General features: G+C 54.8%; 24 protein-coding genes and 1 tRNA gene. 9 read left to right on the top strand and 16 right to left on the bottom strand.

The features are described 5' to 3' along the window. Positions 1-161 precede the first annotated feature (161 nt). The 3 genes from NF78_RS27885 to NF78_RS01200 all read left to right on the top strand — a co-directional run bounded on the left by NF78_RS27885 (position 162) and on the right by NF78_RS01200 (position 3,209). The gene (locus NF78_RS27885) at positions 162-1,292 is read left to right on the top strand and encodes a site-specific integrase (RefSeq protein WP_052049537.1); all 1,131 of its coding nucleotides are present in this window, start codon (positions 162-164) and stop codon (positions 1,290-1,292) included. A 233-nt stretch (positions 1,293-1,525) separates the two neighbouring features. Beyond that, positions 1,526-1,864, top strand: a complete 339-nt coding sequence (locus NF78_RS30665) for a hypothetical protein (RefSeq protein WP_156119592.1) — start codon at positions 1,526-1,528, stop codon at positions 1,862-1,864. Between the two features lie 583 nt (positions 1,865-2,447). Beyond that, the gene (locus NF78_RS01200; protein ID WP_225885196.1) at positions 2,448-3,209 is read left to right on the top strand and encodes a hypothetical protein; all 762 of its coding nucleotides are present in this window, start codon (positions 2,448-2,450) and stop codon (positions 3,207-3,209) included. A gap of 1,136 nt (positions 3,210-4,345) precedes the next feature. Here the strand turns inward: NF78_RS01200 and NF78_RS30660 are convergent. Beyond that, positions 4,346-4,493 (bottom strand) — tRNA-Thr (locus NF78_RS30660). Positions 4,494-4,813: 320 nt separating this feature from the next. Between NF78_RS30660 and NF78_RS01195 the strand changes: the two genes are divergently transcribed. Both NF78_RS01195 and NF78_RS01190 read left to right on the top strand, forming a co-directional pair. Then, on the top strand, positions 4,814-5,233 hold the full coding sequence (locus NF78_RS01195) for a hypothetical protein (protein WP_156119591.1): 420 nt from the start codon (positions 4,814-4,816) through the stop codon (positions 5,231-5,233). An 87-nt stretch (positions 5,234-5,320) separates the two neighbouring features. Then, positions 5,321-5,923, top strand: a complete 603-nt coding sequence (locus NF78_RS01190; protein ID WP_225885195.1) for a hypothetical protein — start codon at positions 5,321-5,323, stop codon at positions 5,921-5,923. Positions 5,924-5,963: 40 nt separating this feature from the next. On the opposite strand, the gene mobF is transcribed toward NF78_RS01190, so the two are convergent. Beyond that, positions 5,964-6,869 carry a MobF family relaxase gene (mobF, locus tag NF78_RS01185; protein ID WP_035984435.1) on the bottom strand — a complete coding sequence of 302 codons (906 nt, stop codon included), beginning with the start codon at positions 6,867-6,869 and terminating at the stop codon, positions 5,964-5,966. A 1,037-nt stretch (positions 6,870-7,906) separates the two neighbouring features. Between mobF and NF78_RS30220 the strand changes: the two genes are divergently transcribed. Beyond that, entirely contained in the window at positions 7,907-8,566 is a 660-nt protein-coding gene (locus NF78_RS30220) for an Arm DNA-binding domain-containing protein (RefSeq protein WP_197064730.1), read from the top strand. Between the two features lie 19 nt (positions 8,567-8,585). After that, positions 8,586-9,119 carry a tyrosine recombinase XerC gene (gene xerC / locus NF78_RS30215; protein WP_052049532.1) on the top strand — a complete coding sequence of 178 codons (534 nt, stop codon included), beginning with the start codon at positions 8,586-8,588 and terminating at the stop codon, positions 9,117-9,119. An 83-nt stretch (positions 9,120-9,202) separates the two neighbouring features. Here xerC and NF78_RS01175 read toward each other — a convergent pair whose 3' ends face one another. From NF78_RS01175 to NF78_RS32090, 11 genes are all read right to left on the bottom strand, one after another. Continuing rightward, entirely contained in the window at positions 9,203-9,553 is a 351-nt protein-coding gene (locus tag NF78_RS01175) for a hypothetical protein (protein WP_035984433.1), read from the bottom strand. Beyond that, a complete protein-coding gene (locus NF78_RS33315; RefSeq protein ID WP_263970523.1) occupies positions 9,544-9,807 on the bottom strand; it encodes a DUF5674 family protein in 264 nt (87 codons plus the stop codon). The genes NF78_RS01175 and NF78_RS33315 overlap by 10 nt, the downstream gene beginning before the upstream one ends. Continuing rightward, positions 9,749-9,895, bottom strand: a complete 147-nt coding sequence (locus tag NF78_RS32735) for a DUF5674 family protein (protein WP_263970522.1) — start codon at positions 9,893-9,895, stop codon at positions 9,749-9,751. The genes NF78_RS33315 and NF78_RS32735 overlap by 59 nt, the downstream gene beginning before the upstream one ends. A 69-nt stretch (positions 9,896-9,964) precedes the next feature. After that, on the bottom strand, positions 9,965-11,221 hold the full coding sequence (locus tag NF78_RS01165) for an MFS transporter (protein ID WP_035984432.1): 1,257 nt from the start codon (positions 11,219-11,221) through the stop codon (positions 9,965-9,967). 14 nt (positions 11,222-11,235) lie between these two features. Then, positions 11,236-12,372 (bottom strand): sucrase ferredoxin, encoded by a 1,137-nt coding sequence (locus NF78_RS01160; RefSeq protein WP_035984431.1) that lies wholly within the window; start codon positions 12,370-12,372, stop codon positions 11,236-11,238. Continuing rightward, a complete protein-coding gene (locus NF78_RS01155) occupies positions 12,369-13,382 on the bottom strand; it encodes an iron-siderophore ABC transporter substrate-binding protein (RefSeq protein ID WP_197064729.1) in 1,014 nt (337 codons plus the stop codon). Before NF78_RS01155 ends, NF78_RS01160 begins: the two co-directional genes overlap by 4 nt. Before the next feature lie 126 nt (positions 13,383-13,508). Next, positions 13,509-16,064, bottom strand: a complete 2,556-nt coding sequence (locus tag NF78_RS01150) for a TonB-dependent siderophore receptor (RefSeq protein ID WP_225885194.1) — start codon at positions 16,062-16,064, stop codon at positions 13,509-13,511. Positions 16,065-16,331: 267 nt separating this feature from the next. Beyond that, positions 16,332-17,393, bottom strand: coding sequence for a helix-turn-helix transcriptional regulator (locus tag NF78_RS01145; protein ID WP_052049529.1), 1,062 nt, complete (start codon positions 17,391-17,393; stop codon positions 16,332-16,334). A 149-nt stretch (positions 17,394-17,542) separates the two neighbouring features. Then, entirely contained in the window at positions 17,543-18,586 is a 1,044-nt protein-coding gene (locus NF78_RS01140; RefSeq protein WP_035984427.1) for a FecCD family ABC transporter permease, read from the bottom strand. 321 nt (positions 18,587-18,907) lie between these two features. Continuing rightward, positions 18,908-19,927, bottom strand: coding sequence for a FecCD family ABC transporter permease (locus tag NF78_RS01135; protein WP_225885193.1), 1,020 nt, complete (start codon positions 19,925-19,927; stop codon positions 18,908-18,910). Between the two features lie 134 nt (positions 19,928-20,061). Then, positions 20,062-22,179 carry an ATP-binding cassette domain-containing protein gene (locus NF78_RS32090; RefSeq protein WP_052049527.1) on the bottom strand — a complete coding sequence of 706 codons (2,118 nt, stop codon included), beginning with the start codon at positions 22,177-22,179 and terminating at the stop codon, positions 20,062-20,064. Between the two features lie 120 nt (positions 22,180-22,299). Here NF78_RS32090 and NF78_RS28785 point away from each other — a divergent pair, with 120 nt between their 5' ends. Then, entirely contained in the window at positions 22,300-22,575 is a 276-nt protein-coding gene (locus tag NF78_RS28785; protein WP_156119590.1) for a four helix bundle protein, read from the top strand. A gap of 297 nt (positions 22,576-22,872) precedes the next feature. Then, on the top strand, positions 22,873-23,313 hold the full coding sequence (locus NF78_RS01125) for a DUF29 domain-containing protein (protein ID WP_035984426.1): 441 nt from the start codon (positions 22,873-22,875) through the stop codon (positions 23,311-23,313). A 206-nt stretch (positions 23,314-23,519) separates the two neighbouring features. On the opposite strand, the gene NF78_RS01120 is transcribed toward NF78_RS01125, so the two are convergent. The 3 genes from NF78_RS01120 to NF78_RS01110 form a co-directional block, all read right to left on the bottom strand. Continuing rightward, on the bottom strand, positions 23,520-23,729 hold the full coding sequence (locus tag NF78_RS01120) for a hypothetical protein (RefSeq protein ID WP_035984425.1): 210 nt from the start codon (positions 23,727-23,729) through the stop codon (positions 23,520-23,522). Between the two features lie 250 nt (positions 23,730-23,979). Then, positions 23,980-24,351, bottom strand: a complete 372-nt coding sequence (locus tag NF78_RS01115) for a DUF1636 domain-containing protein (protein ID WP_072015938.1) — start codon at positions 24,349-24,351, stop codon at positions 23,980-23,982. 2 nt (positions 24,352-24,353) lie between these two features. Beyond that, positions 24,354-25,181 carry an iron-siderophore ABC transporter substrate-binding protein gene (locus NF78_RS01110; RefSeq protein ID WP_197064728.1) on the bottom strand — a complete coding sequence of 276 codons (828 nt, stop codon included), beginning with the start codon at positions 25,179-25,181 and terminating at the stop codon, positions 24,354-24,356. Positions 25,182-25,295: the final 114 nt, after the last annotated feature.

Raw genomic sequence — 25,295 nt, 5'->3', positions numbered from 1 at the left:
TTTAAGCCGATGGCGGGATTTGAACCCGCGACCGCTCGATTACGAATCTAGTCCCAAGCTGTGACGCACCTCGAAAACTCAATACTGACAAGCGATAGACGCTATTGCGTGGCGCTTATTAGACACAGTTTGGACACAGTTGCTATTCAGGACTAACAAACATGACTAAGAAAGCTAAATACGGGTCTGTCAAAGTAGTCGATAGGAGCGGCAAACTTTACTTAGACTTTCGCTTTAATGGGCATAGGTTTAGGCCAGCATTAGACTTGGTTAACAACCTGCAAAACCATAGACACGCTTTAGCCCTAGCCAGCCGAATAGAGTTAGACATTTTTGCTAACGAATTTGATAGAACGCTTATTAAGTACTTAGGCGATAAGAAAACCGAGGGAACAATAGGCGAAGCTAGGGATAAGCAGTTAATTGGGATGTATGCCTATTGGCAAGGGTTGAAGGAGTTGCAAGGGAATGACTATGAAGGGGTTTACCGTTTTATTAAGCGGGCTGCTCCCAATTGGAATAACTTGCAAGCTGCTGTAAGTGCTCAAAACTGGAGCACTACTACCCACAATCGCTATTGCAAGATTCTTAACACCTTTATTCAATGGGCTAACACTCAAATAGATAAAGATGTTAAGGAGCTAAAGCTAGTGAAGGGTACAAAGCAAAAAGACCCAAAGCGCAAACCGTTCACACTGGATGAGATGCAAGCTATATGCTCTCAGTTCAAAGCATTTTATGTCTACGCCCAAGGTAGTCATTCACAATGCGAGAACTATTACTATCTTGTCCTATTCCTATTCGCTACTGGCTGTAGGATGGGCGAGATTGTAGGGCTTAAAGCAAAGCACTTTAACCTAGCTAATGGAACGGTAGAGATTAGCGAATCTCTAAGCCCTAAATCGGCCTATGACTCTGCCAGAATCCAGAAGTCTACTAAGACGGGTTCTGTTAGGGTTCTCCCACTGCCAGATTTTCTACTAGAAATTTTTAGTAGAATACTGGCCGGGAAAAAACCAGATGAGTACGTATTCTTAGGCCCCCAGGGTGAACCCGTCAACCAAAAGAACTTCACGCGCCGCATCTGGCCTGTAGTTCTCAATGGACTAGGGATTGAATACCGGGTTCCCTATGCAGGTAGACACACCGTGGCATCGATGGCTATTGAGCAAGGTATCCCGTTAACTGGGATAGCCTACTTAATGGGGCATAGCGATACCACAATGGTAATGAAGCAATATGGCCATATGATTAATCGGCCTAACCTACCTGATATTGACCTAACCGCTTAATAACTAATGGGGGTAGTTAATTCTATCCCCATTTTTTTTGCCTATTCTTAATACCTTTGTTTATTGCACCTTATTGCTAGACTCAGGCATCTCATTTTAGGAATTTATATGAGTCAATGATAACTATTAGATAATCGGTGATAAAAAGTGCTATTTATATGATCTAAAGGAAATAGGTGATTAAGTCTGTTATTGCCTAATCACCTATGAAGTTTATTTAATTAGTTGCAATTATGACACACCTAGCAGCATTTAGAATCAGGACTCTTGAGTTAATAGGTCACTCAATAGGAGGACTGATATCTAAACTCCCATTCAATATTGGAGGATATGTTTACGATTACCTTAATCGTGAATGGGATGAGCAAATGGATGAGTCACTAGGTAGAACAAAATTCTACACTAGGAAGCATATATGCTTATACGACGAACCCGGAAGGCTTAAAGGACATGTCAGGGTAGGTATTAGAGTAAGGCAACACTATGGCGTTTCAGTAAATGAAATGGCACTGGATGAGATAGCAAAAGACACGATTGATAGGATAGCTGAAAAGGGAGTTATAGCTGCTTAACAGTAGTTATCGTCAGTTGCTATTGAGAATAATTGAGTTAATAGGAGGTGTCGTATGGGCATTTCCTATTTTTTATGCTAACGGGGTGGCCAGTACATATGCTCTTAGTCTCACTCGAAATGCAATGAGACTCAGGATCAGACAGATTTTGTTGACCATGAAAGGGCTTAGCCTTTACGGCACTTTGTGTAACACGGTGTAGCACGTTTGTGAGTCTAGTAAGTCTTATTATGAGAATAAGTAGTGCAGATGTACGATTTTTGTGGTTAAGAAATGTAACTGTCACATGGGTAGAAGTGGTAATACAAAAAAGAAAACTGAGAGAAGTTAAAAGGTTGTGGGGTAAGGGTTAGAGCTGAATAGTACGTTTAGTAAAAGTCGTCTATTGTTACCTAGACGATTTTTAGCCTTGAAATTTGTCAGTGGCACATAGCGATCAAGCTGAGTTTTGGTACTACCTGAAAACCCGTACTGATAAGCGTACTTATTGACATTTCAAAGGCAAAAAAAATAACCTCTGAAGCCAAGGCGAATGGTTCCAGAGGTTGTTTTTTATAGGTTTTTTCAGATGACTAAACATAGCATGACTATCTCAAATTGTGCAATCGACAGGATTCACGTCTCAACAACAGCTAATAGGCTAGATGCACTCAAGGGAAACATCTTTATAGTAACTGACGGCGATACCTGGAAAGAGTTACCTAGTGAGGGATTGTTTCAGTATGCTGCTATAGAAGAAAGCACAGGTATAGTGCTTATGTGGAATAACTATGTAGAAGGCGGCAAAAGCAATCTTAATGGCAAGCTAGTTTGTAAAGTTGTTGGTGAATACCTTAGAAAATTAAGCTTAAGAGAGCAGCTAGAGCTTTTATCTTGGTTAAGTAGAGGCTGTTCTGTATCTCAGTTAGATTTGAAGTTTCAGCTTAATAAGCCAGTGTGGCCTATAGAAGGATTGCAAGCTGTTTTATATGAAACAGGCTTAGAAAAATGGCCTGAGATTAGCTACAAAGGGTTTGAAAACTTTAATAATTGTATTTCAGGGGGAAAAGATAGGAAAACTAGACCTCATTCAGTTAATTTAACAAAAGCCAGCACAAAAAAGATTCAGTTATTTGTTTATGACCCTATAGAGAAGCATGGAATAGCCAATGCTCAACATTGGGAGTTAAGATTGAGGGGTGACTATGTTAAGCCTGTTATTGGTAAGCTAGAGCTATACAGAAAGGATGTAGATAAAGCAGCTAAGTTTATAGTTGATAGGATTCTTAGTTCTGTTGATTTTACCTATGAAGGCAAAACAATGCCTTGGTATAGACAAATCAAGAATGCGCCATTAGTTATGTAGCTTTGCTGTTCAGTTTTGTTTACGTGACATAGCAAGCCTTAGGTTCATTCCTAGGGCTTATTTTTTTAGTAAAAAAGCACCCTCAAAAATGGTGCTTCTGAGTCGCTGAAAGCCTTGATTTTTCGTAGGTTTATACTTTCTCTCGGGAATCCTGGTTTTACTAAAACTTTTTAGTAAAGCTTTTTAGTAGAACTGTGATTCCGGGGAGAAAGTATAGACGCTGAAAAATCAAGGCTTGAGCGTTTTTCTGAGTAGCTAAATTGCGATCGCCTCAAAAGTCAGCCCTACCCCTCTCAGAATGACCGTCTAGCCCTGTGTAGCGATTCTCTGCTGTGATGGCATCTTGAGAATAACGATAGGGCTTCTAGAGGCTTCTAGATGCCTCTCAGCGTGATTGAGCATATTTACTCATTTTGAGTGTTGTCAGGTGAGTCATTGCAGAGTGGGGCGCTATTGCAGAGTAGATATGCTTATTGCAGAGTAGCTAAAGGGAAAAACCTTATAGGGCAAGGGTTATAGACTTGTTATTAAAAAATAGAATGTTTTGGTTTCTAATGAGAACTCGCCATTTATTTGCAATTTGCTATTAATTGAAAATTTGATTATCTATTAATAAAGCAATCCTCAATCCCTTTCGTGTCAATGCTTTTGAAGATTCGTTTAGGCAAATTGCTCAGAATCACGTTTTGCTAATGAGACTTACCCACGCGCAATGCAGCTACCAGGTGAGCTACTGGTGTCATCCTTGCGGGCTAACTGGGCTACTGGCGATCGCAGTGTCACAGTGTGCTGTCACATCAGCGTGTGGCTTGTCCTGGGATGTCTCGTAGCCCCTTCTACCCGTTCTCAGCTAATACCCACTACAGAAGCGCTCCGGCATGGCTCTAGACGGTTCTGAACGGGGTAGGGGCGCATTAGACACAGCCCACAGGGAGCGAAACCTGTGAAGTGGACTGTTAGGGGCTGTCTACGATGGCCGTAATCGCCGTATAGCAACTGTTTCTAGCAATGCTGGGTTGCTATTCCGTAGTGCTATTTGATAGGGTATTGGTCACAGCTTGGTCACACTGCCTACCCTGATTGAACCTTCTAGTGACCCCTAGGAACCGCTAGAACCCTTACGGGACGGGGAAAGCCGATGGCGGGATTTGAACCCGCGACCGCTCGATTACGAATCGAGCGGTCATATTTTTAAAAGCTTTATAAATAAATAGTTTCAGCACTTAGAAAAATCTATAAATCAGTTTTTATCTCAATCTTTATCTCAACAATGTGCCAAAACCCCAGCTTTTAGGCGTGTTTGGGCATTGTTGGACATCTTTGGAGCGGTAGACGGTTCGTCTGCAAGTCGAGCTATCGATCGCATTTATGCTGCCCTATTTTGTGATCAGAGGATTGGGCGATAGCCACAGAGCCGGTCTTCGATCATTGCAACCGTCAGCAGCAATGTCTACAGTGTCTCTCAGTAGCTTCAGCAGCAAATCAGCCCTACCTGTAAGTATTTTGGTGGGGGCTCTGAAACACCAGCATTGTTTCCGCTGTATCAGGCTACAATTTTCCTCAGGGGTGCTTCAGTCGAGACTGTTGTCAGTACAACGAGTAGGATGTTCACCATGCCCAGAAGGCCTTCTGCGTCATCCTCCGACAGCTCTTCCAAAAATAAGCCGAGAGTGCGCTTCATCTTTGAGCCCGATCGCACCTCACCCAATGGCATCACCTACTCTTGGCTGATCCACGATACTTACAACGGCAAAGAGAAAGCGGCCACCGCCACCCATGCTTTCTGGTTGCCCTTCGCCTACCGTCACTCCGGCAATTACTCGGAGGCTGAGTTACGCGACCTGGCGCAGCAATCGATCTGGCAGATGGAAGCTCAAATTCAACACCTGCACGAGGAATTTGATTTGGGGATGGCTCGATCCAGGAGCACCGAAGTGGTAGGCACGTTTGATGAGGAGAAACTACCAGCAGAGGCAAGACACTGCACTAGTACAGCCTGTGACCGTTTCAGCTCTGGCGGCTGACTTGCTCGACGAGTTCACGGACGCCCTATGACCTTGCCACAGTTACCACAGTTGCCGAAGGAGCCAGAGACGGAGAAAGGACGATTGATGCGTCAGCAATACCTGGCGCTGGCCAAGGCTTCGCTCAAGGATGCCAAGGACTACGAGAGCCTCTACACCCGCTATAGCGATAATTTGGTACCAGCGCAGGTATTAGATCAGGAAGTAGCTAGAGCCGCGCTACAGACCGGCAAGTCACCGCGACAGGTCATCCAGCTCTTGGCCCAAGGGCCATTTACCCAACAGCAGATTTTGGGATTATCTGACGAGGAGAAAAAAGCGGCGTTGCCCAAACTGCTCCAGTACGCCCAGACGACCGTGGACAGCCTTCAGCAGCAGCGCTACCTGGAGTATGCCTGCTCGGTAACAGGGAAAATTCAGAGCTACCCAGACCTCTATCGCGACTATGTGAGCAGTGACCTGTCAGCGATTCAGCTCGACCAGAAGGTGACGGCAGCAGCGCTGGGGGCTGGGGAATCAGGTGATGGAGTTGCGGCGCTGCTGCTTCAGGGGCCATACTCTCGTTTTCAACAGGATGTTCAGGGTATGTCACTTCAGACTGCGGAGCAGTATGCCCGAGGGACGGTGGCGCAGGTGCGAGCGATTCAGGCGCTCCAAATGGGGCAATCGCAGCGAATGCCGCTGAAGTGAACCCTTAGATTCGGACAGTAGATCAAGGGAATTAAGAGATCTACTCTTTTATATCATGCTTTTTCTTTTGTTGTTCATTCCATTTTTGTTCGTATTCTTCAGGTGTTAGATAACTTAGAGAGGAATGGATTCTTTTCTTCATATACACATCCTCCAAGAAGTGTTCGATCTGTTGATACGCCTCTGTAAAGTTTCGATATTCCGATAGATCAACTTCCTCCTCTTTTATGGTTCTCATTAATCGTTCGGCATAGCCGTTCTGCCAAGCTTGTCCGACTTCTGCCATGCTAATTTGGACTCCCTTCTCTTGAGCCTTCGGCTCAATCTGGTAGCCCTGCTGCCTCAGCGCGACGGCCAGTTCATTCTGGTAGATCTGGCCGAGGAGCTTTTGGTTGGCGATCGCCCCCTCATTGCTCAAACTAAACCACCGCCCATCCTCCAGCTGCGTCGCATTCATCACCACACAATGGCTATGCAACTGCGGCTCCGCCTCCCGGCTGGTGGAATGAGTGAACACCGCTGCGGCGATATTCCCTGTCGTCACCTTGGTTCTCCCTGCTTCTGTCGAAATTCGAGTTTGGGCATAGCGCTCTTCCAACACCGACAGCGCCTTCGCGACCGCCTGATGATGGACCGCCAACACCCGCTCATCCTGCTGCACCAGGGCTGCGATGCTGACGCTCTTGGGGGCACTAAAGGTAAAGTCTGTTGCCGCCCGCCGCTTTTCTGGATCGACCACCTTCCCCATCAGCGATCGCCCGTCCGGAGCCTGCCCAGAAAGCATCTGGCTGAATTCCTGCTGATTGACAATCCCAGCCAACCCCAACGACGCAGCCCCTTTCCCCACCCACTTTGTCGGATGAGCCGCTTCTTCTGCCGAGTAATAGTCCTCGTGGGTGTAGTAGGTCTCCGCTTGAGCGGCGGAGAGGTTGCTCGTGGAAAGCATGGAGAAGCTGGGTTAAAAATATGACGCCACCCTGAGGCGAGAGCGGCAGCGTCTTCAAAAACGGTAGAAACCCTGGGGGGAGGGCCGTTGCCCGGTTTTTGCCAAAACCCTGGCGTACTGTGTAGCCTTTCCGCGAAGCCCCTCAGAGGGGGCGTAGCACTGAGAACATGACCTGATCTAGCTAACATTGTATAACCATTTTTCGAGCATTTCTGGCTTAAAAGTAAATTTAATTAACCTTTTGAATCCTTTGAGGTTAGATAGCCCTATGGTGAAGGAGTAGCGTTCTAGGTTTCACAATGAAACTTTCTGCAGTTATCCCCCCTATGGTTCAGTTAGCCGCTGATCTAGGCTCGTCGGCCTCCAAGCTGTTCTACCAGGTCCAATTAGATCAATGCGCTCCGATTTGGATGGGAGCGGAAGTGGCAGATGGGTTATCTTCAGTCGTTCTATCCGGGGTGAGTACCGCTGGTCGTCCATTCAGCTGTGTACTGTCGTCGGTTTGCGCTCATAGTTGCCCCCTCCTGTGGAACAAGGATACTGCTCTTAGCCTTGTGTCCGAAAATCGGGGGTCACTTCACTTCTCACTCCACGCTTGCTTTCCTAGAAAAGTAGGATTGCTTGTAAAAGAGTCTCAGGAGTGATCGTCTATAACCTTACCCTGGAAAAGGTTTTGGGCGTTTATGGGAGCCAGCAGTACCTGATGGCAGTAACAACATTAACTAATAAACAGGGAAAAACTCCGTTTGGGTGTAAGCTGGGTTTAAGTTAATTTTACGCCTCTAAAACTCTTGCAAAAAGGCAGTTCTTGTTCGATTCGTAATCGAGCGGTCGCGGGTTCAAATCCCGCCATCGGCTTTCGGTAAAAACAGGCGTTTCGCCCACTTGACAAAGGTTTCGAGGCTCTCGGTTCTACCAGGGTTCGAATTGCGTTGGGCATTTTTAGGGGTAATTAGGCAGGTTTAACACCCAGATTGAGATAAAGATTGAGATAAATTACAATGCGCTCAATCCTCGATTCCCCGTGGGGAAGTGCCATGACTTCGACCACCACACGCAGGCATCGGAAAGCCAAGTCAGGCCCCGTCACCATCCGTAGCTCCAACAATCGCTTACAGCTGGTCTTCACCCATGGGGAGAAGCGCCATTTTGTATCGCTGGGCCTGTCCAATACGCCGCTCAATCGAAAGACGGCCCAGGACAAAGCCTTTGAGGTGCAGCGAGACATCGAGTACGGTGAGTTTGACCCGACCTACCAGAAGTACAAGATTCGTAGCCATGAGCCCACGTCTGGATCGCTTGGCAAGGTGGCCAAGTTAGGGTCTAAACTGCTGGCGCTCTGGGAGCGCTACGTGGAGTACCTGACGCCTAACGCTTCTCCCAAGACGATCAACGGCACCTACAATCCTGTTACCGCCCACATCGGCCGGTGTAAGACAGATGGGTTGGTAAACCCGCTCAAGTTCCGGCAAGAATTGCTCAAAGCTACCACCCAATCCCAGGCCCGACGCACCTTAATGCAGCTGTCAGCCGCCTGTAACTGGGGCATCCAGCATAAGCTGGTGGCGAGTAACCCTTTTCAGGGCATGTATCTTGCTTTGGATCCAACCAAGCCGCTGCCACCTGTGGCCTATTCCGTGGGGAGCGCGATGGTCAAAGACCGGCCCAGAGGGCCATCGCATTATCGAAGCCTTTGAAGCTCATCAGGGCAAAGGCATGACGTATCAGCACTACGCTCCCTTTGTGAAATTCCTGTTTTGGACCGGTTGCCGCCCTTGCGAGGCGATTGGCTTGCGCTGGGGCAGCGTGGCGGAGGATTGCAGCAAAGTGCATTTCCACGAAAGCATTGTAGAAGTGTCTGGCAAGAAGGAACGCCGCGAAGAAACCAAAACGAGTGTCAGACGCTGGTTTACCTGCCCAGGGCGTTTGCAGCAACTATTGCAATCGATTAAGCCCGATGAATGCCTGCCAGAGAATTTAGTGTTTTGTGCCCCCAAAGGTGGCATCATCAGCGAGAAAAACTTCCACCAACGAGCCTGGTCAACCGTGACGACTGCATTGGGATTGAACGAAAAGGAGGGGGCCACGATGACCCCTTACAACTGCCGAGATACGTTCATTACCCTCCAGGCTTTAGCGGGTCACTCGTCTACCACCATTGCCCGGTGGGTAGGCAATTCTTCCAAGGTGATTGAAGATCGCTATTTAGACCGGCTGAAGATGGATAAACTGCGGCCTACTGATGTTTAGGTTTGTTCTATAGTCTGAAGTCGTGGATGTGTCGCGATCGCCCTCAACTGGCCAACAACTCCCCCTGTCCGTGGATGCGATGGTCATGTGACCCGCCCAAGGCGATCGCACCACTGCTGAGCCAACGACGCCATTTCCTGGCGTTTAGGCTCATTGGCCCACAACTTAGCCCAGCCCAGCTTCCACCGGCTCAGCAACCGTTGCAAGTCAACTAAATCACTGGCAAACGCGATGTCGGTTTCCAGATTAACGCCGAGTACTGCCCATTCGATGAAAAACTGACTTTCCCTGACCAGGTGCTGGGCCACTGACTCATCGGTGCCGCTACGGGCCAGCAGCTGAATGCGCGTCAAATTCAACGCCAAACTGTCGAGCTGAGTCGCCTGGTTCGCCTGGAGGTACTGCGCCTTGAGAATGTCCCAGTTTATGGCCATTGAACGTCGCCCAATAGAGACTGCACTAGCTGACGGATATCATCCCGCAAACCAGAATCTTGAATCGTCATCGAACGGTTATTGGCGCTAGGGCGAATGTTGATCAGCGCCTCATAACCCACCGTCTGATTCAGTGGATACCAATCTGCCCCCCACACATAGCGCTGTTGGCTTCCATCGTCTAGCAAAATTAGCTCACAGTCTGAGTGCAATGTGCAATTCGCCTTCTCCAGCCAGGATGCGGCGCTCAACATCTACCGCCAGTTTAATGTAAATTCCCAGTGCTTCTAGCATCTGACGCATCTGCTTAGGTTCAGACTTCTGGCGAATGATGTGGATCATGACGCACTAGCTCACATTGTCGAACAAGTGTACTGTTATCCATCAGTTTCGGATGCATTCGCCCAAGTTCTACGGATTCTTAATCCGCTCCCAGCCCAGCCTCCCGAGGCCGAGAGTCAGTATACCGAGGGCCAGCACGACCTGAAGCAGCGCCATGCCGCTGCCGGGGCCGGCGCCAAAAATTACCGACAGGCGATTGCTCGAACCCAGCATCCAGGGTTCAAACACCCCATCGGCCAGTGGTCCGGCGGCCAGATTTGCCAGCAGCATCGCCACGGTGCCGATCAGGTAGTCGGCGGCCAGCACCCGCCCCTGGCGCTCCGGGGGCACCCTGGCGTACCACACCGCCATATACGAACTCAAAATCAGCGGGTTGTGGAACGAGCTGCCAAACCGCGCCACCGCCCACAGGCTGGGGAATGACCCCAGACCCAGCAGCAGTTTGCTCAGCCCGGTACCCATAAATCCAACGAGGATACCGACTTCCCGCCGCTGAAAGCCATTCCAGAGGCTAAAGGCGATCGCCCCCACCACGCCCCCCAGCCCCGAGGTCGCCACCACCAGCCCCAGCACCTGGGCGTCGCCGCCGGTTCTGGCCAAAATCATGGGCTGGTACAGGGCTTCACCGATCTGGTGGAGAAAGGTGAAAGCCGACAGGGCCACCACCATGGCCACCAGGCTGGGCTGGGCCGCAATGTAGCGAAAGCCAAAGGTGACCCGGTGCCAGAGGGTGGCTTTCTCGGTAGGGGGCGGTTCCTCTGGGTTCTGGGCGGCGGGGATGGGCACCAACAGCAGCGTCACCAGGGCGATCGCAAAGCTGGTCATATCTACCGCCGTAATTCCCAGCAGGCCGACGGTGGGGTAGAGCAACCCCGCCAGGGCCGGAGCGAGAATGGCCGCCCCAAAGTCGATCATCGCCGCCAGGCTGCTGGCGCGGCTATGATGGGCCGGAGGCACGATCAGCGGAATCAGGGTGGCGTAGGTGAGGGACTGCACATTGCCAAAGCAGCCAATGATGGCCGCGATCGCGTAGATATGCCAGACCTGGAGCAGGTGCAGGGCGGCCAGAATGCCCACCGAGATAGTGCAAACCGCTGAGCCAATGTCGCTGAAAATTAGCAGGCGCTTGCGGGAGACGCGATCGACCAGCAGCCCTGACACCAGCGCGATCGCCAGCTGCGGCAGCTGGTAGAACACCAGAATCAGGGCGATCGCCGTGGCCGATTGGGTGCGTTCCCACACCCACAGGGTGAGGGCAAAGTAGGTCATGGCGCTACCGATAGACGAGGCCAACTGCCCCAGCCAGAGAGTGATGAATGTTCGCATGGCTGGCCCAGAACCTAAGCGACCTGCACCAAACGGCTGACCCGATATTGCTTCACTGAGACAGGCTCTGCACCAGAATTGTGAGCCGTCATTACAGAACCCCAGACCTCAACTCTGGCCTCGTAGGCTCCTGCTTTCTGCCCATCGGGGGGCACAAATTCCAACCGCACCTCGGCCCAATCGGCATCCCACGGCTCATGGTCAGGGTCTTGGGCCAGCACCTGGGCCACTTTGCGGTAGTGCAGCCAATCCCAGCCCCGCTGCATCCAGATCTCGCGCTCCACGATCTGGGCGTACTGGTTTAATCCCGACCAGCCTCGATAAAACGGACGGAGCTCGGTCACAGGACAGTCTCGGTTAATCAGCCCCGCCAGGATTTGAGGTTCAAGGTGTCCCCAGACCTGCCCGGTGGGGAAGTCAATTAGCGTCGGGGCAAACTGGTGGCCGCCAAAGTGGGAACAGCGCCAGACGCGAAGAGGAGTGGATGGGTAGGTGGGTGGATGGGTAGATGGGTGGATGGGTAGATGGGTGGATGGGTAGGTGGGTTGGCGGGGTTTTTCTATTTCAGCGGTTTTGGAATCATCCACTCTCCCACTCTCCCACCCATCCACTCTCCCACCCGCCCACTCTCCCACATAGGTTTCCCTGAGCTGCCGATAGATGGGTTGCCCAAGGCGGGCACAGGCGATATCGATATTGCCGTGAGTACAGACCATCAGGTCGCGAATGCTGTCCGTGGGCTGTTGGTAGGCCAAGAAACGATGCAAGTTTTCAGGCTGGCTCAGCAGGGCGTTAATCAAGCCAATGATTTGAGCTGGAGGCAGCAAGAAGGTCTGTTTTTCAAACTGGGCAAAGGCGTTGTTGGGGCGGCGATAGTAGAAAACATGGGACAGGTTAGGAACGGAATACTCGCGGTCGGGGGCGATCGCCATTGGGGCGACCTGTATGCCCTGGTCGTAGAGGGCGTGAAATAAATCGTGAATCGGCTGCAAGAGCGGGTCGCTGTGGAAGCGGTCTTCTGTCCAGGGGAGGGGCAGCTCCATCACCAGCCAGCCGTCGGCGAACTTGGCGCTACCAATCGGGTCTTCACCATTGGATTTGGAGATCACTGAGCAAAGCTGACAGTCGGCGGCCAACGATGAAATAGTCATGGATTGTGCGGTTCTGAGGGGGCGAGAAGCTGGGTTTTAAGCTCGTTCAGGTACAGCTCGGTGCCGATGGGGCCGGGGAAGCCCAGGCACAGGTAGGCGGGGATGAAATAGACGCGTCCGGCTTGGGTGGCATTGAGGGACTGGGCGATCGCATTGTTTGCCCAGTCCTGCTTGAGGCGATTGAGCTGGTGGTTGGTAAACTCAGCGCCCGCCGTTGACTGCATCGGGCTATCCCAGTTGAAGCCCAGCAGAATAATCGAATCTGCCCCGTTGAGTTCGGGTAACGCCTCCAGCGACACCGCTGCCGGGGTGCGCAGCTCGGCCTCCTGAAGGCCTGAGGGGTAGATCAATTGAAACCCCAGATCGTTTACCAACGCGCCGCAAAAGCTGTTGCTGTGGCTGATCAGGTTAAAGGTCTGGCCCTCTCCAGAGGTCAGCATCAGCACGTTGGGATGCTCAGCCACGACGGCGGCAAACTCCGCCTGGGCCGCTTTAACGCGGTTTTCTGTGGCGGCGATCAAGCTTTGGGCGCGATCGCCCTGGTTCAGCGCCTGGCCAATTTCCTGCAGATGGGTTTGACCGCCGGTCATGTCAAACACCAGGGTTGGGGCAATTCCTGAGAGGGTGGCGTATTGCCCGGCATTGTAGTCGGGGCTCAAAATCAAATCGGGCTGGACGCCCAAAATCGCCTCCATCGAGGGCTGGTAGGCCAGCCCCACATTGACCGGCTGGGTGGTCACCCGGTCCCCCAGGTAGGGAATTTGCCGGGCCGGGTCGGTGTAGTCGCCCTGGTGCAGAACCATGTGGTCGCCGTACCCGGCGGGCTGTGCCCCCAGCGCCAGCACCTGCTCCAGCAGGTACGGCCCCAGCACCACCACCCGCTGGGGCTGCCCACATATTTCGGTCTCCCCCAGGCTGTGGACAACGGTGCGGCAGTCTGCCGATGGGGCGGAGGGTTGACCAGCCGGACGCTCAGCCCCTGGTATGTCGGCAATCCCTTGACAGGCCACGGCACATGCAGCCGTAAACACCGCCAATGAGAATGGTTTGATCGCTGCGATAAGTCTCATACAAGATTTGATTTGGTAAACCCCGATTCATAACCAGGCACCCCGTGGGGGCGTAGCATGTTACGTCTAAAACGACACCGACACTGACCCCACAATCGACAGGGGGGATCCGGGAGCATTGCCGAAGTTGCGAGAATTGTTGGTGCTGCTGATGTAGTTCACATCAAACAGGTTGTTGATGTTTAACCCCATCCGCCAGTCATCTCGCTCGTAGAAAAGGGCTGCATTGGTCAGAAAATAGTCGCCCACCGTGAAACTATTGGCCAGATCGCCGTAGCGATCGCCCACATAGTTAACGCCCAGGCCAACGCCCAACCCCTGCAAATTACCCGACTGAATTTGGTAGGTCGTCCACAGACTAGCGCTGTGGATTGGGGTATTAAAGAGCCGATTGCCGACCGGAATGGTATTGTCCTGGGTCACCCTGGCATCGGTATAGGCATAGCTGGCAATCACGTTCCAGCCGGGTAAAATTTCCCCCGCAATATCCAATTCAATTCCCTGGCTGCGCTGCTCCCCGGCTGCGATCGTAAAGAAGGGATTGTTGGGGTCGGTGGTCGCCACGTTCCGCTTAGTGATGTTGTAGTAAGCCAGGGTGGCAAACAGGTTGCCGTCGAGAAATTCTGCTTTGGCTCCCACTTCAAAGCCTCTGGCGGTTTGAGTGTCGAGCGGCACCCCGCTGGCGGTTTGCCCTGAGTTGGGGGTAAAGGACTGGGAATAGTTGGCGTAGAGCGATACGGTGTCTGCGGGTTGGTAGACCAGGCCAAGCCGGGGGCTCCAGGCCTGATCGGAACGGCTGCTGGTCGCATCATTCAGGTTGCGAAAGTTGACGCTGTCGTAGCGCAGGCTGGCTACCAGAATCAAATTGTCAGTGAAGGAGATTTGGTCCTGTAGAAATACGCCGATGCGATCGTGCTCTGTGTCAAACGGAGGCAACGGGGGCAACGACTCAAAATTGGGCCGGGGGGCGCCATACACCGGATTAAAAATATTCAGGGGGAGCGGGTTAGCCAGATTGAGCCGGGTGTATCGCTCATCGAATCGATTGAGGTTGAGGTCGGCTCCGGCCAGCAGCCGGTGTTCCACAGAACCCGTCGTGAACTCACCCACGACATTGGCCTGAAGGGTGTAGTCGTCGGAGTGGTAGGCGCGATCGGCGAAAAAGCGGGTGATGTCTCCGGTCGTTTCATTCACCACGAAGGGCAGCGCCGTCAGCACGTTGTAGTCCTGGCCGACGTAGCGAAAGCCCTGGTTTAAAGTCCAGCTGTCGTTGAACTGGTGGGTTAAGTCGTAGCCGATGTTGAGGGCACGGTTCCTTAAGAAGTCGTCGGGTTCACCGAGAATGCGGCTGCGCGGCACATTGGCGATCGCCGTCCCAAAGGCGGGCAATCCCAAATCAAAGGGCACTTCTTCGTCGGTGTATTCCATCAGCACCGTCAGGCTGGTGCCCTCGCCAATCTCCCAACTCAGCACTGGCGCCAGAAAGAATCGATTCGCATCGGTGTTGAAGTCCCGAAACCCATCCTCCCGCTGGTAGGCGGCGGTGAGGCGATAGCGTAGGGCAGCATCGGCGGTGATTGGCCCAGTCAGGTCGAGGGTAGGGCGAACGAACCCATAGCTGCCCAGCTGCAGGCCAAAGCCATAGGCCGGGTTGGCCAGGGGGCGCACGGTTACCAGGTTAACCAGCCCCCCAGGGTCAGCCTGGCCAAACAGCACCGAAGACGGCCCTTTGATGACTTCAATGCGCTCAACATTGGCAATGTCCTGGCTACCCAGGTTGTTATTCACCCGGTAGCCATCGCGCAAAATGGGCCCAGCGGTGAAACTGTCGCTGGTAAATCCCCGAATGGTCAGGTTGGTGCTGTTTCCAAACGGCCCCAGACGACCCGAAACACTGCTGACGTTGCGCAGGGCGTCGTCCACGCGAGTAATCTGCTGGTCTTCCAGCACCTGCCGGGGAATCACCTGAATCGCCTGGGGCACCTCCAGCAGGGGGGTGTCGGTGCGGGTGGCGGTGCTGGCATTGGGCACAACGTAGCCGCTGTCGGCCTGTTCCCCCGTGACCGCGATTTGAATCGTGTCGTCCGTGGGTGCCCCAGCGGCTGGGTCGCCCGGCCTGGCGCTGAAAATTAAGCTGGCGGCACCGACGCTGACCTGGGCCACCGGGGGAGCATCGGTGCCGGTGATGGCTACGCGCACCTGGTTGTCGCCCAGGGGGCTGAGGGTGACCAGGGCAATCCCTGGGATCGGGGCGGTGGCGGTAAACTCACCCCCCTCGGGCAGAGCCAGCACCACGTTGGGAATGTCGGCAATCAGGGCGTTGCCTGCGATTGCCGTCGTCGGGCGGGCCAGTTCCCCCGTGGCTTGCAGGGTCAGTTCCAGGGTGCCATCCCGCTCGTCGATCTGCACCCCGGTAATCTGCACCACCGGGGTTTGGGCCAGCCAGTCCGCCACGGTGGTTGCCGGTCGCTCGACTTCGCTCAGGGGTAGCGCTTGACCAGGGGCAATCCCGGCCTCCAACGCTGCCGTGTCTTGAGCCATAGCCGCTGAGCCTGTCCATAACCCCAGCCCCATCGCCACCCAAGCCGAGCGACCCAGCCACATCATCCACATCTTGCCCATCTTGACTCCCACAATAAACAGGAACAACTCTCAATAGAGGGATGATAGAGAGGGTAGGGCTAAATTTTCTTTGTGAACCGAAGATTTTTCTTTGCGATCGGGAGAACTTTGCAATCCAGTGGCCTAGTGCAGCGACAAAGCTGTAAATTAGGGTTCCCGCAGGTTGGGTGAAGCGGAGCGTAACCCAACGGTAATCAGCCTGGTTGGGTTCTGCTAGCGCGCCACCCAACCGACAAGCTGGGGGTGTAAAGAATTTAGTCTAGGCCCTCACGGCTGTTTCCCCAGCTGGTAGGCCTTGGGGCTAATGCCAAACTGGCGGCGAAAGGCGGTGCTAAACGCCTCGGGGTTGCAGTAGCCGACGCGGGCGGCCACCCCGGCGATCGACAGGTGCGACTCCCGCAGCAGGGTTTGGGCCAGCTGCAGGCGATGGCGCTGCCAGTAGCCGAAGGGCGTGGTGCCAAACAGGTGCTGAAAGCCCCGCTTCAAACGGTATTCGCTGAGCCCCACCTGCTGGGCGATCGCCCCCAACAGGGGCAATTCGCTGAGGTCTTGCACCAGCAGTTCCTTCGCGGCATGGAGTTGGTCCCGTTCGTCAGCCGACAGAGACCGAGTTCGTTGTTGCGATGCTGCGTCGTCTGACCATTGCGAAAATTGTAGGCTCAGCAGTTCGAGCGCCTTGCTTTCCAAATAGAGCTGCTGCGTCAGGCCGGTGTAGGGGGCCTGCAAAATCTGCTGCAACACCTGATTCATGGCGGCTGTCGTCTGCCCCAGCGGCTGGTGAAATCGCTGAGACCTGTCCCCTTGCAAAAGGCGAGCAAGCGGTGGGCTCAGGGTTTCGTCTGGGTCGGATGGACCAAAATAGTCGATGGGCGCGCAAATCATCAGCCCACGAATGACCTCATCTGAGGGCCATTCCTCGACCTCAGTTAAATTGGGCAGGTGGTAGAGATAGTTGCAGCCCGCAATTTCTGTGTAGTCGGGTGTTACCCCTGCCTCAGCCCTGGTTCTCACCCTAGAAGAGCCCGACAGGTAAAAGGTGGCCGTCAGCGGAAAGTCAGAACCGTGGCACCGCTCAAAGTGTAAGGGTCGCCGTAGCGTGGCATGGCGAATGTAGAGCGTCAGTCCATGGCGCAGGGAAATGACGCGATCGCCCCCCTGGCCCAAAACCGTGGGCAGATTGTGCTGAGCCCCCAGGGCCAGCGGTTGATAGAGCGCCTCCCCCTGCCGCTGGGCCTGTTCCCCCAGCACCGACCAATCGGCCTCCGTCAGCTGAAGCACATCGGCTGAACGGCTCGAAATGGGTGTTCTATGGCTGACCAACGTTGCCATGGTGGCATGCGTCCTGTTACTAAATGAGAATTGTTCTTTTTTGTTAAGAAGGCTGAGCCTGAGTGAAGGGTTAGTCGAAGGCAGAACCCTGGGTTTTGGCAAAACCCAGGGTTCTAAACCTCAGCGGTTGCGATGGCCCCTTGGGCCGATCATCGACCATCGCGGTACAGCAGCCACAGAAAGTAGGGCGCGCCAATCACCGCTGTAATCACCCCGCAGGGCAGCTCGATGGGGGCAAAGGCCAGTCGCCCCACCAGGTCCGCCAGCTCCACAATGCAGGCCCCTGTCAACGCCGCCACCGGCACCAGGCCCGCGTGGGATGGCCCCACCAGCTGTCGCCCCAGGTGCGGAGCCATCAGCCCCACAAAGCCGATGGTGCCAGCGGTCGCCACCGAAGCCCCAGCCAGGGCCACGGTGCAGAGCAACAGTAGGCTGCGGGTCCATTCCACCCGGCTCCCCAACCCCTGGGCCAGGTTATCACCCAAATTCAAAGTATCCAGATCCCGCGCCAGCACCATTGTCAGCGGCAGAAAAAACAACAGCCAGGGCAGCAGCGGCCACAGGTGCTCCCAACTGCGTCCGTAGACACTGCCCGTCAGCCACACCAGCGCCTGGCTGACGCTATAGATATTGCCAAAGGTGATCATCAGGCTGGTGAAGGCCCCGGTGAGCGACGTCAGGCCAATGCCCACCAGAATCAGGCGAACCGGCGAACTCCCCCCATTCCAGGCCAGCAGGTAAATGGCGATCGCCGCCCCCAGACCACCCAAAAACGCCGCCGCTGGCAGCCACCCCACTGGCAACCCCGGAAACAACACAATCATCGCCACCGCCACCAGACTCGCCCCCGAGTTAATGCCGATGATCTCCGGTGCCGCCAGGGGATTGCGGGTCAGCCCCTGCAAAATTGTCCCCGCCACCGCCAGACCCATGCCCACCACCAGCGCCACCAGCGCCCGAGGTAGGCGCAGGGTATTCACCACAAAGGCATAGTCGGGGCTGGCCGGAAATCCCAGAATGGTTTTAACCACCTCCAGCGGCGGCACCGGATATTCTCCCTGGCTGACGTTGAAGATCAGGGAAAGGAGGGCGATCGCCGCCAGCGCTGCCAGCACCCCAGGCACCCGGCGATCGACCCGGAAGGAGAGGGGGAGTTGGCGAGGACGGAGGGAGAGCCAGGGTTTGGGGGTCATGGGGTGGGCGGGTAGGGGGGTGGATGAGTAGATGGGTGGATGGGTAGGGGGATAGGTGAGTGGGCGAGTAGGCGAGTAGGCGGGTAGGCGGGTAGGCGGGTGAAGGGATGAGTAGGTGGGTGAAGGGATGAGTAGGCGGGTGAAGGGATGAGTAGGTGGGTGAAGGGATGAGTAGGTGGGTGAAGGGATGGGTAGGTAGGTGAATGAGTGAGATTGATCTCTTTCGGCGGTTATGAACCTGTTAACTCATCCACCCTCCCACCCATCCACCCTCCCACTCTCCCACTCTCCCACTCTCCCACTCTCCCACCCGTCCACCGTTCACCGCTTAATCTTCGACCTGGCCAAATAAATGAAGAACGGTGCCCCGATGACTGCCGTCATAATCCCCACCGGTAGCTCCTGGGGGCGGATCACCAGGCGGGCGGCGGTGTCGGCGACCGAGAGCAAAATGCCGCCAAAAATGATTGAGTAGGGCAAAATCCAGCGGTAGTCGACGCCGACGGCAAAGCGGACGACGTGGGGTACCACCAGGCCCACAAAGCCGATGGGTCCGGCCAGGGCGACGGCGCTACCGGCCAGCAAAACCACGGCGATCGCAGATCCCACCTTTACCCAGGCCGTTTGCAGGCCCAAACCCTGGGCTACATCTTCCCCCAGGCTCATCAGGGTTAACTGGCGTCCCAGGGCCAAAGAGGCTACCAGGCCTACGGCAATGTAGGGCAGCACCGGCAGAATGGAGGCGATATCTTGCCCCGCCAGGGACCCCGCCAGCCAGAAGCGGATCTCATCCAGGGTGCGCTGGCTGAGGATGAGAATGCCCGTGGTCAGGGAGCTGAGCAGGTAGGAGAGCGCCGCCCCAGCGATTACCAGCTTCAGGGGCGTCAGGCCGCTGCGACCCAGGGAGCCCAGCCAGTAGACGGTGACAGCGGCGATCGCCGCCCCGGCAAAGGCAAAGCCCACATAGCTGCCGCCGCCCCCCCGCAAAAACACCGCCAGCACCATCGCCAGGGCCGCCCCCACATTGATGCCTAAAATATCGGGGGCCGCCAGGGGGTTACGGGTGAGCCCCTGGGTAATGGCTCCTGCCACCGCCAGGGCCGCCCCCACCACCACCGCCAGAATGGCGCGGGGTAGCCGCACCGTGCGAATGATCAAATGCTCGGTGGAACCATCGAACTGAAAAATAGACTGCCATACGGTGCCAGGGGCAATGTCTGCCGCCCCCAGCAAAATGCTGACCAGCAGACAGATCAGCAGCACCAGCCCGGCTACCCCTAGCCCAATGGTTAGCAGCAGCGCTGGTGGAGCGGAATGTTTAGATGGGGCGATCGCCGACACAGGCCAGAAACCCTAATGCAACTTATTCTTATAAAAGATATCCTGTCGCTGCCCTAGAGCAAAGCCTCAGAGGGTTTTAATTATGGGCATACCCCTGCTGGGCGATCGCCCTCTCTATAGCCAAAAAGTCCTATCTACTGGACGTGTAGCTGCCCATTGTCGAGATACAGAACCTGATCGGCTCGCTGCAGGACGGCAGGGCGGTGGGAGACGACGAGGCAGGTGGGTGGATGGGTTGGTGGGTAGGCGGGTTGGTGGGTAGGCGGGTTGGTGGGTAGGCGGGTTGGTGGGTGGATGGGTGGATGGGATTTTTCTATTTCAGCGGTTTTCGCCCCCTCAACTCTCCCACTCTCCCACCCTCCCACTCTCCTACCCTCCCACCCTCCCACCCTCCCACTCTCCCACTCTCCTACCCTCCCACCCTCCCACCCTCCCACTCTCCCACCCCCAAACAACCCCTCCCACAGCCGCTGCTCGGTTTCCACATCCAGGGCGCTGCTGAGGTCATCGAACACCAGCAGGGCGGGCTGACGCAGCAGCATGCGGGCCGCCGCGGCCCGCTGCTTTTGCCCGCCAGAGAGGCGAAAGCCGCGCGTGCCCACTCGGGTATCGAGACCCTCGGGCAGGGTGGCCAGATCCTGGTCGAAGACGGCGGCGGCAATCGCCCGCTCAAGCTGCTCTGGGCCAACTGTGTCCCCCAACCCCAGCAGCAGATTGTCCCGCAGCGAGGCACTGAAGAGTTGGGGAATCTGCGGCGTATAGGCAGCCCGAGGCGGCACCAAAAAATTCGCCGGATCGGCAATGGGCTGACCATTCCAGTAAAGCGCCCCAGCCTGCCGGGGCAATAGCCCTAGCAGTACCCGCAACAGAGTAGTTTTCCCCGCCCCCACCTGGCCCGTAATCACCGTCAGGCTACCTGGGGTGAGGGTAAAGCTAATGTCACTGATACCGCCCCCACCAGCATAGCGGTAGGTCAACCCCTCCACCCGTAGCTCGTGGAGGGGGGCGGGCGGGGAGTCGGAGGCGATCGCCGGTAAGGTTGGTTCTGGGCCAAGGAGGGGTTTGAGGTAGAGGGGGTGGGGATGGGTGAGGGGGTAGGCGGGTGGATGGGTGAATGGGTGGATGGGTAGATGGGTAGGCGGGTAGGCGGGTGGGCGGGTAGATGGATGAATGGGTGGATGGGATTGGTCTCCTTCGGCGGTTGTGGCCCCATCAACGCTCTCACCCTCCCACTCTCCCACCCTCCCACTCTCCCACTCTCCCACCCTCCCACCCTCCCACTCCCCCACCAATCCCCCCATCCGCTCAAAGGAAACTTCGCTCTGCTTAGTGACGGCCATAAAGCCGCCGAGAAACGCGAGGAAGTAGGTAACGAAGGAGAGGTAGTAGACGAACAGGGCAAAGTCGCCCACGGTGAGGCTGCCCTGGGCACCGAGGCTCTGGGCGGCAACCAGCAAAATTAACCCGGTGCCGAGGCTGACGACGTTTTCAAAGGCGGAGTTGAGGATGGCGGTGAACACCTGGTCACGCACCATCAGATCGCGGCGGCGATCGCACCGTTCCCGCAGTTCCGCCAGCATTTGGGCTTCTGCCCCGGCGACTTTGACCGCCTGCACCGCCGTAAACAGTTCGCCAATCAGTCCGGTGACCCGCTGGGTGGCCTGGCGGCTGGCGCGACGGTAGCGTTTAAGGCGGTGTTCGGCCTGGTGGGCGAGGAGGGCGATCGCGCACAACGGCAAAAACACGAGTAGGGTCATGGTTGGGTTGACGATCAGCAGCAGCGCCACGGAGCCCATGGCAAACACTCCGGCCCCGAAGATTTCATTGGTGCCCACCACCACATCCTCAATCTGGGCCGCATCGTCGCGGAAGTAGCTGAGAATTTCCCCCGGCGAGGCGTTATGCTGCCCCACCCCCCCGGTCGCTAGTTCCGCCCCAGGCCGCTTGAGTAATTCGTAGAGCAAGTTATGGCGCACCAGCCCGCTGATTAAAAACCGATGCTGGGTTTTGGTAATGCGCCCCACAAAAATCGCCACCACCCGCGCCAGCCCCACCGCCAGCAGTAGCCCAATCCACACCCAGGGCGAGCTATCAAAGCGCGATTCGCCAGTGAGAGTATCAAAAAACTCGCGAATGATCAGCCCCGGCACCGCCGGCAGACCTAGAATGAACAGCCACAGCAGGGTATCGACCCAGTAGAGCCGCTGGGCGTAGCGGATGAGTTGCCAGAGTAGGTGGTGGATGGGGGGCATGGGGGTGGATGGGTGGATGGGTAGGGGGTGGATGGGTGGATGGGTAGGGGGTGGATGGGTGGATGGGTAGGGGGTGGATGGGAATTATTTGGAGAGAGATGGTAAGGAAAGGGTAGAAGGATGGCTAGGCAATTGGTTAGGAGTTATCGGGATTTGGAGGTTTATCAGGTGGCTTTTGCCACAGCTATGGAGATTTTTGAGGTATCTAAGCGATTTCCGGTTGAGGAGAGATATTGCTTGATTGACCAGATTCGCAGGTCGTCTCGATCAGTGTGTGCAAATTTGGGAGAAGCCTGGCGAAAACGGCGATACCAAGCTGCTTTTGTGGCAAAAATCAGTGACTGCCAGGCTGAAGCGACAGAAACCCAAATTTGGTTAGAGTTTGCGGTTAGATGACAATATTTAGCTTCTGAAGCCGGTAGAGACCTCTATCGCAACTACGACCAAGTCTTAGGGCAACTCGTCAACATGATCAAAACCGCTTCCCCCTGGACAATCCAATAACCCACTCACCCACTCTCCTACCCATCCACCCTCCCACCCATCCACCCATCCACCCATCCACCCCCCCACCCATCTACCCATCCACTCTCCCACCCTCCCACTCCCCAAAAGAGCCCCAGACGGAGTTTTTTGGCTGCTTGGCGGAGTTTCTATAATGGCAGAACAGGCTTTATCGTTACGGTCACGCCCATGCAAACCACCACGCTCTATGAGCAAGATTTTTACGCCTGGGCTCAGCGTCAAGTCGAGCTATTGCGCTCAGGTCAACTGGGGGAACTGGATATTGACAACCTGATCGAGGAGATAGAGTCGCTGGGTCGGCAAGAACGGCAAGGGTTGCGTAACCGGCTAGGAGTGTTGCTAGGGCATCTGCTCAAATGGCGCTATCAGCCAGAGGCCCGATCTAAAAGCTGGGCTGCCACCATCCGAGAACAGCGGGAGCGCATTCAGGAGCACCTGGCAGAAAACCCCAGCTTGAGGCCCTATTTGGCTGAAGCAACTCTCAAGGGCTATCGATCTGGGTTAAACCTGGTAGATAGAGAAACACCTCTCAACATCAAACAACTTCCCCAATCTTGTCCCTTCTCGGAAGCAGAAATTTTTGAGGAGCCGATTGACTGGCAGTCATAGACACGCGATCGCATATTTCCTGTAGCTGGCTTTCCTTCGTCAACCCAACCATTCCAGAAAGATTTTACTCAATGGGCGCGATCGCCCTGAAGACGGGACAGCAGCCAAAGGCGCAAAAATACAGTTTCAGGGAAAAAAATTGGGCTAGGCAGCGCCAATGCACTACCTAGCCTTCATCGACCTTAACCTTGAATCCCGCAATAAAACTATTCAGAGTCTTGGTTATCGTCTTGCCCCATGCCTACGCCGTCTTCGTCGCGGCGATCGCCAAGCATTTCAGGGGTGACAGCAGGATTCGCAATAATTTCTCGGGGGTCTTTGTCGTAGCCGCCTTTATTTACCAGGTCACGGGGGTCGAAAGTTTCCCCCTCAGCAGATTGAGCGTTGTCGGGGTTATTTTGTTGATTCTCAGCCATAAGACCACTTCTTTTACGTCGGCTCCGGGGAGCACCTATTGGTTAGCGTAAGCAGCAACAGCGATCGCTGCATCCCCCATCCGCCATACATTGAGTGCGATCGCAGATCTCCCCTAAGCTGCTTCGACAACGAAAATCCATCCATCCTGGGGAAACATTTCACTCCCAACCCCTGGGAATACGCTCGAAACTGACACGCGATTGTCGACAACGGCGGCCAGGAGAAACCATTGGCCCCCACCAAACCCACTCAACACGCAGGCGGAATTCGCGCCGTTCTGTGAGCTTGCAGCGCATCGGGCAGCTTGAAGCAGGGCACCATACCATCGTCGCAATCGAGATAGAGCTCAGCGGCGGTGAGCAGGTCGGCGGCGCAGGTGGTGGGGTCGAGGTCGGTGAAGAGGTAGGTGGGTTTGCCGGTACCCACGTAGGCGATCGCGCAGGGCTGTTCACAAATGCAGAGGCAGCCAGTGGTCTCAATGGTCAGCTCAGCTTGGCGGGGCCACTGCTCGTACAGGGTTTCCAACTGCTTTAGCAGGTGCCCCCCGCCCGTTTCGCCATCGCGCTTTTCTTCATCCACCGAAAAGCCGCAGCTTTTGCAGACAATTAACTGGTCTGGCATGGCTACGAGTCCTCCACCAAATAGTTAAACAGGTCATCGAGAATAGCATTGGCGGCGATCGGGCCGCTGCCAATCCAATAGGAAGGAACTTCATGAACCTGCCCATTCTGAACCGCATTTAAGGTAGACCACAGCGGATCACCCATAAGCCTACCTTTCTCAGTCTGGGCCTGCTGGGCAATGCCATCTTGATACCCATAAGTCCAGATAAAAATAGCATCACCATCAGCATCGGATAGTTTTTCGCGACTGATAGTGTACTGAATGCTATTGCCAAATAACGCATTGGCCTCCGATGCGGTTAAATCTTGAGATGGGGGTCGAGACAGACCAGCATCAGCAACCACCGTGCCACAAAATGAATCTTTGAGGTACAGGTTCACATGGGTTGGGTATACCCGCACGATCGACACCTCTAATTCAGCCGCGCGGTCTCCCATCTGGGTCTTAAAGTCTTCTGCGCGGGCGTAATAATCGTCCATGACCTGCTGGGCTGCTGCGGTCTTATCAAAAGCTTCTGCGTAGCCCATGAAAAACTCTTTCCACTGACCACTATGCCCGTAGGCAATCAAGACTGTGGGGGCGATTTTAGATAAGGCACCATAGTTAGCTGAGACATAATCTCCGCCAATTATGAAGTCTGGCTTTAGCGCCAAAATTTTCTCAAGGTTGGGGGCATCGTTGCCGCCCACATCCTCAATGCCGTCGAGCATACCGCTCAGGTGAATGCCTTCAGCATTTAATTCGTCACTGCCAATTGGCTTAATACCTAAGCTCAGCGCATCCTCTAAACCACCTAAAACTACGATACGCTGCGGGTCGTTGGGCACACAGGTTTCACCCCTAGCATGGCGAATGACTCGACAGTCGGCGCTGGCGAGGGCACCGTCCCTTTGAGTAGAGGCATTGGGTGTGCAGGCACTGCCCAGGATGACGACAGCAAG

Origin of the sequence: Leptolyngbya sp. KIOST-1 (assembly GCF_000763385.1) — a bacterium.
Lineage (GTDB): Bacteria > Cyanobacteriota > Cyanobacteriia > Phormidesmidales > Phormidesmidaceae > Nodosilinea.
Note: the sequence above shows the minus strand (reverse complement) of the source record. Positions and strands in the feature narration are given on the sequence as shown.

Excerpts from the sequence above, each read along its gene's own strand:
- NF78_RS32735 (WP_263970522.1), bottom strand. The coding sequence starts at position 9,895 with ATGATCCACATCATTCGCCAGAAGTCTGAACCTAAGCAGATGCGTCAG.
- NF78_RS01200 (WP_225885196.1), top strand. The coding sequence starts at position 2,448 with ATGACTATCTCAAATTGTGCAATCGACAGGATTCACGTCTCAACAACA.
- NF78_RS01145 (WP_052049529.1), bottom strand. The coding sequence starts at position 17,393 with ATGGCAACGTTGGTCAGCCATAGAACACCCATTTCGAGCCGTTCAGCC.
- NF78_RS01140 (WP_035984427.1), bottom strand. The coding sequence starts at position 18,586 with ATGACCCCCAAACCCTGGCTCTCCCTCCGTCCTCGCCAACTCCCCCTC.
- NF78_RS01120 (WP_035984425.1), bottom strand. The coding sequence starts at position 23,729 with ATGGCTGAGAATCAACAAAATAACCCCGACAACGCTCAATCTGCTGAG.
- NF78_RS32090 (WP_052049527.1), bottom strand. The coding sequence starts at position 22,179 with ATGCCCCCCATCCACCACCTACTCTGGCAACTCATCCGCTACGCCCAG.
- NF78_RS01160 (WP_035984431.1), bottom strand. The coding sequence starts at position 12,372 with ATGACTATTTCATCGTTGGCCGCCGACTGTCAGCTTTGCTCAGTGATC.
- NF78_RS01195 (WP_156119591.1), top strand. The coding sequence starts at position 4,814 with ATGTTCACCATGCCCAGAAGGCCTTCTGCGTCATCCTCCGACAGCTCT.
- xerC (WP_052049532.1), top strand. The coding sequence starts at position 8,586 with ATGACGTATCAGCACTACGCTCCCTTTGTGAAATTCCTGTTTTGGACC.
- NF78_RS01150 (WP_225885194.1), bottom strand. The coding sequence starts at position 16,064 with ATGGGCAAGATGTGGATGATGTGGCTGGGTCGCTCGGCTTGGGTGGCG.
- NF78_RS01125 (WP_035984426.1), top strand. The coding sequence starts at position 22,873 with ATGCAAACCACCACGCTCTATGAGCAAGATTTTTACGCCTGGGCTCAG.
- NF78_RS01175 (WP_035984433.1), bottom strand. The coding sequence starts at position 9,553 with ATGGCCATAAACTGGGACATTCTCAAGGCGCAGTACCTCCAGGCGAAC.
- NF78_RS30665 (WP_156119592.1), top strand. The coding sequence starts at position 1,526 with ATGACACACCTAGCAGCATTTAGAATCAGGACTCTTGAGTTAATAGGT.
- NF78_RS27885 (WP_052049537.1), top strand. The coding sequence starts at position 162 with ATGACTAAGAAAGCTAAATACGGGTCTGTCAAAGTAGTCGATAGGAGC.
- NF78_RS30220 (WP_197064730.1), top strand. The coding sequence starts at position 7,907 with ATGACTTCGACCACCACACGCAGGCATCGGAAAGCCAAGTCAGGCCCC.
- mobF (WP_035984435.1), bottom strand. The coding sequence starts at position 6,869 with ATGCTTTCCACGAGCAACCTCTCCGCCGCTCAAGCGGAGACCTACTAC.
- NF78_RS01115 (WP_072015938.1), bottom strand. The coding sequence starts at position 24,351 with ATGCCAGACCAGTTAATTGTCTGCAAAAGCTGCGGCTTTTCGGTGGAT.
- NF78_RS01190 (WP_225885195.1), top strand. The coding sequence starts at position 5,321 with ATGCGTCAGCAATACCTGGCGCTGGCCAAGGCTTCGCTCAAGGATGCC.
- NF78_RS01165 (WP_035984432.1), bottom strand. The coding sequence starts at position 11,221 with ATGCGAACATTCATCACTCTCTGGCTGGGGCAGTTGGCCTCGTCTATC.
- NF78_RS28785 (WP_156119590.1), top strand. The coding sequence starts at position 22,300 with ATGGCTAGGCAATTGGTTAGGAGTTATCGGGATTTGGAGGTTTATCAG.
- NF78_RS33315 (WP_263970523.1), bottom strand. The coding sequence starts at position 9,807 with ATGTTGAGCGCCGCATCCTGGCTGGAGAAGGCGAATTGCACATTGCAC.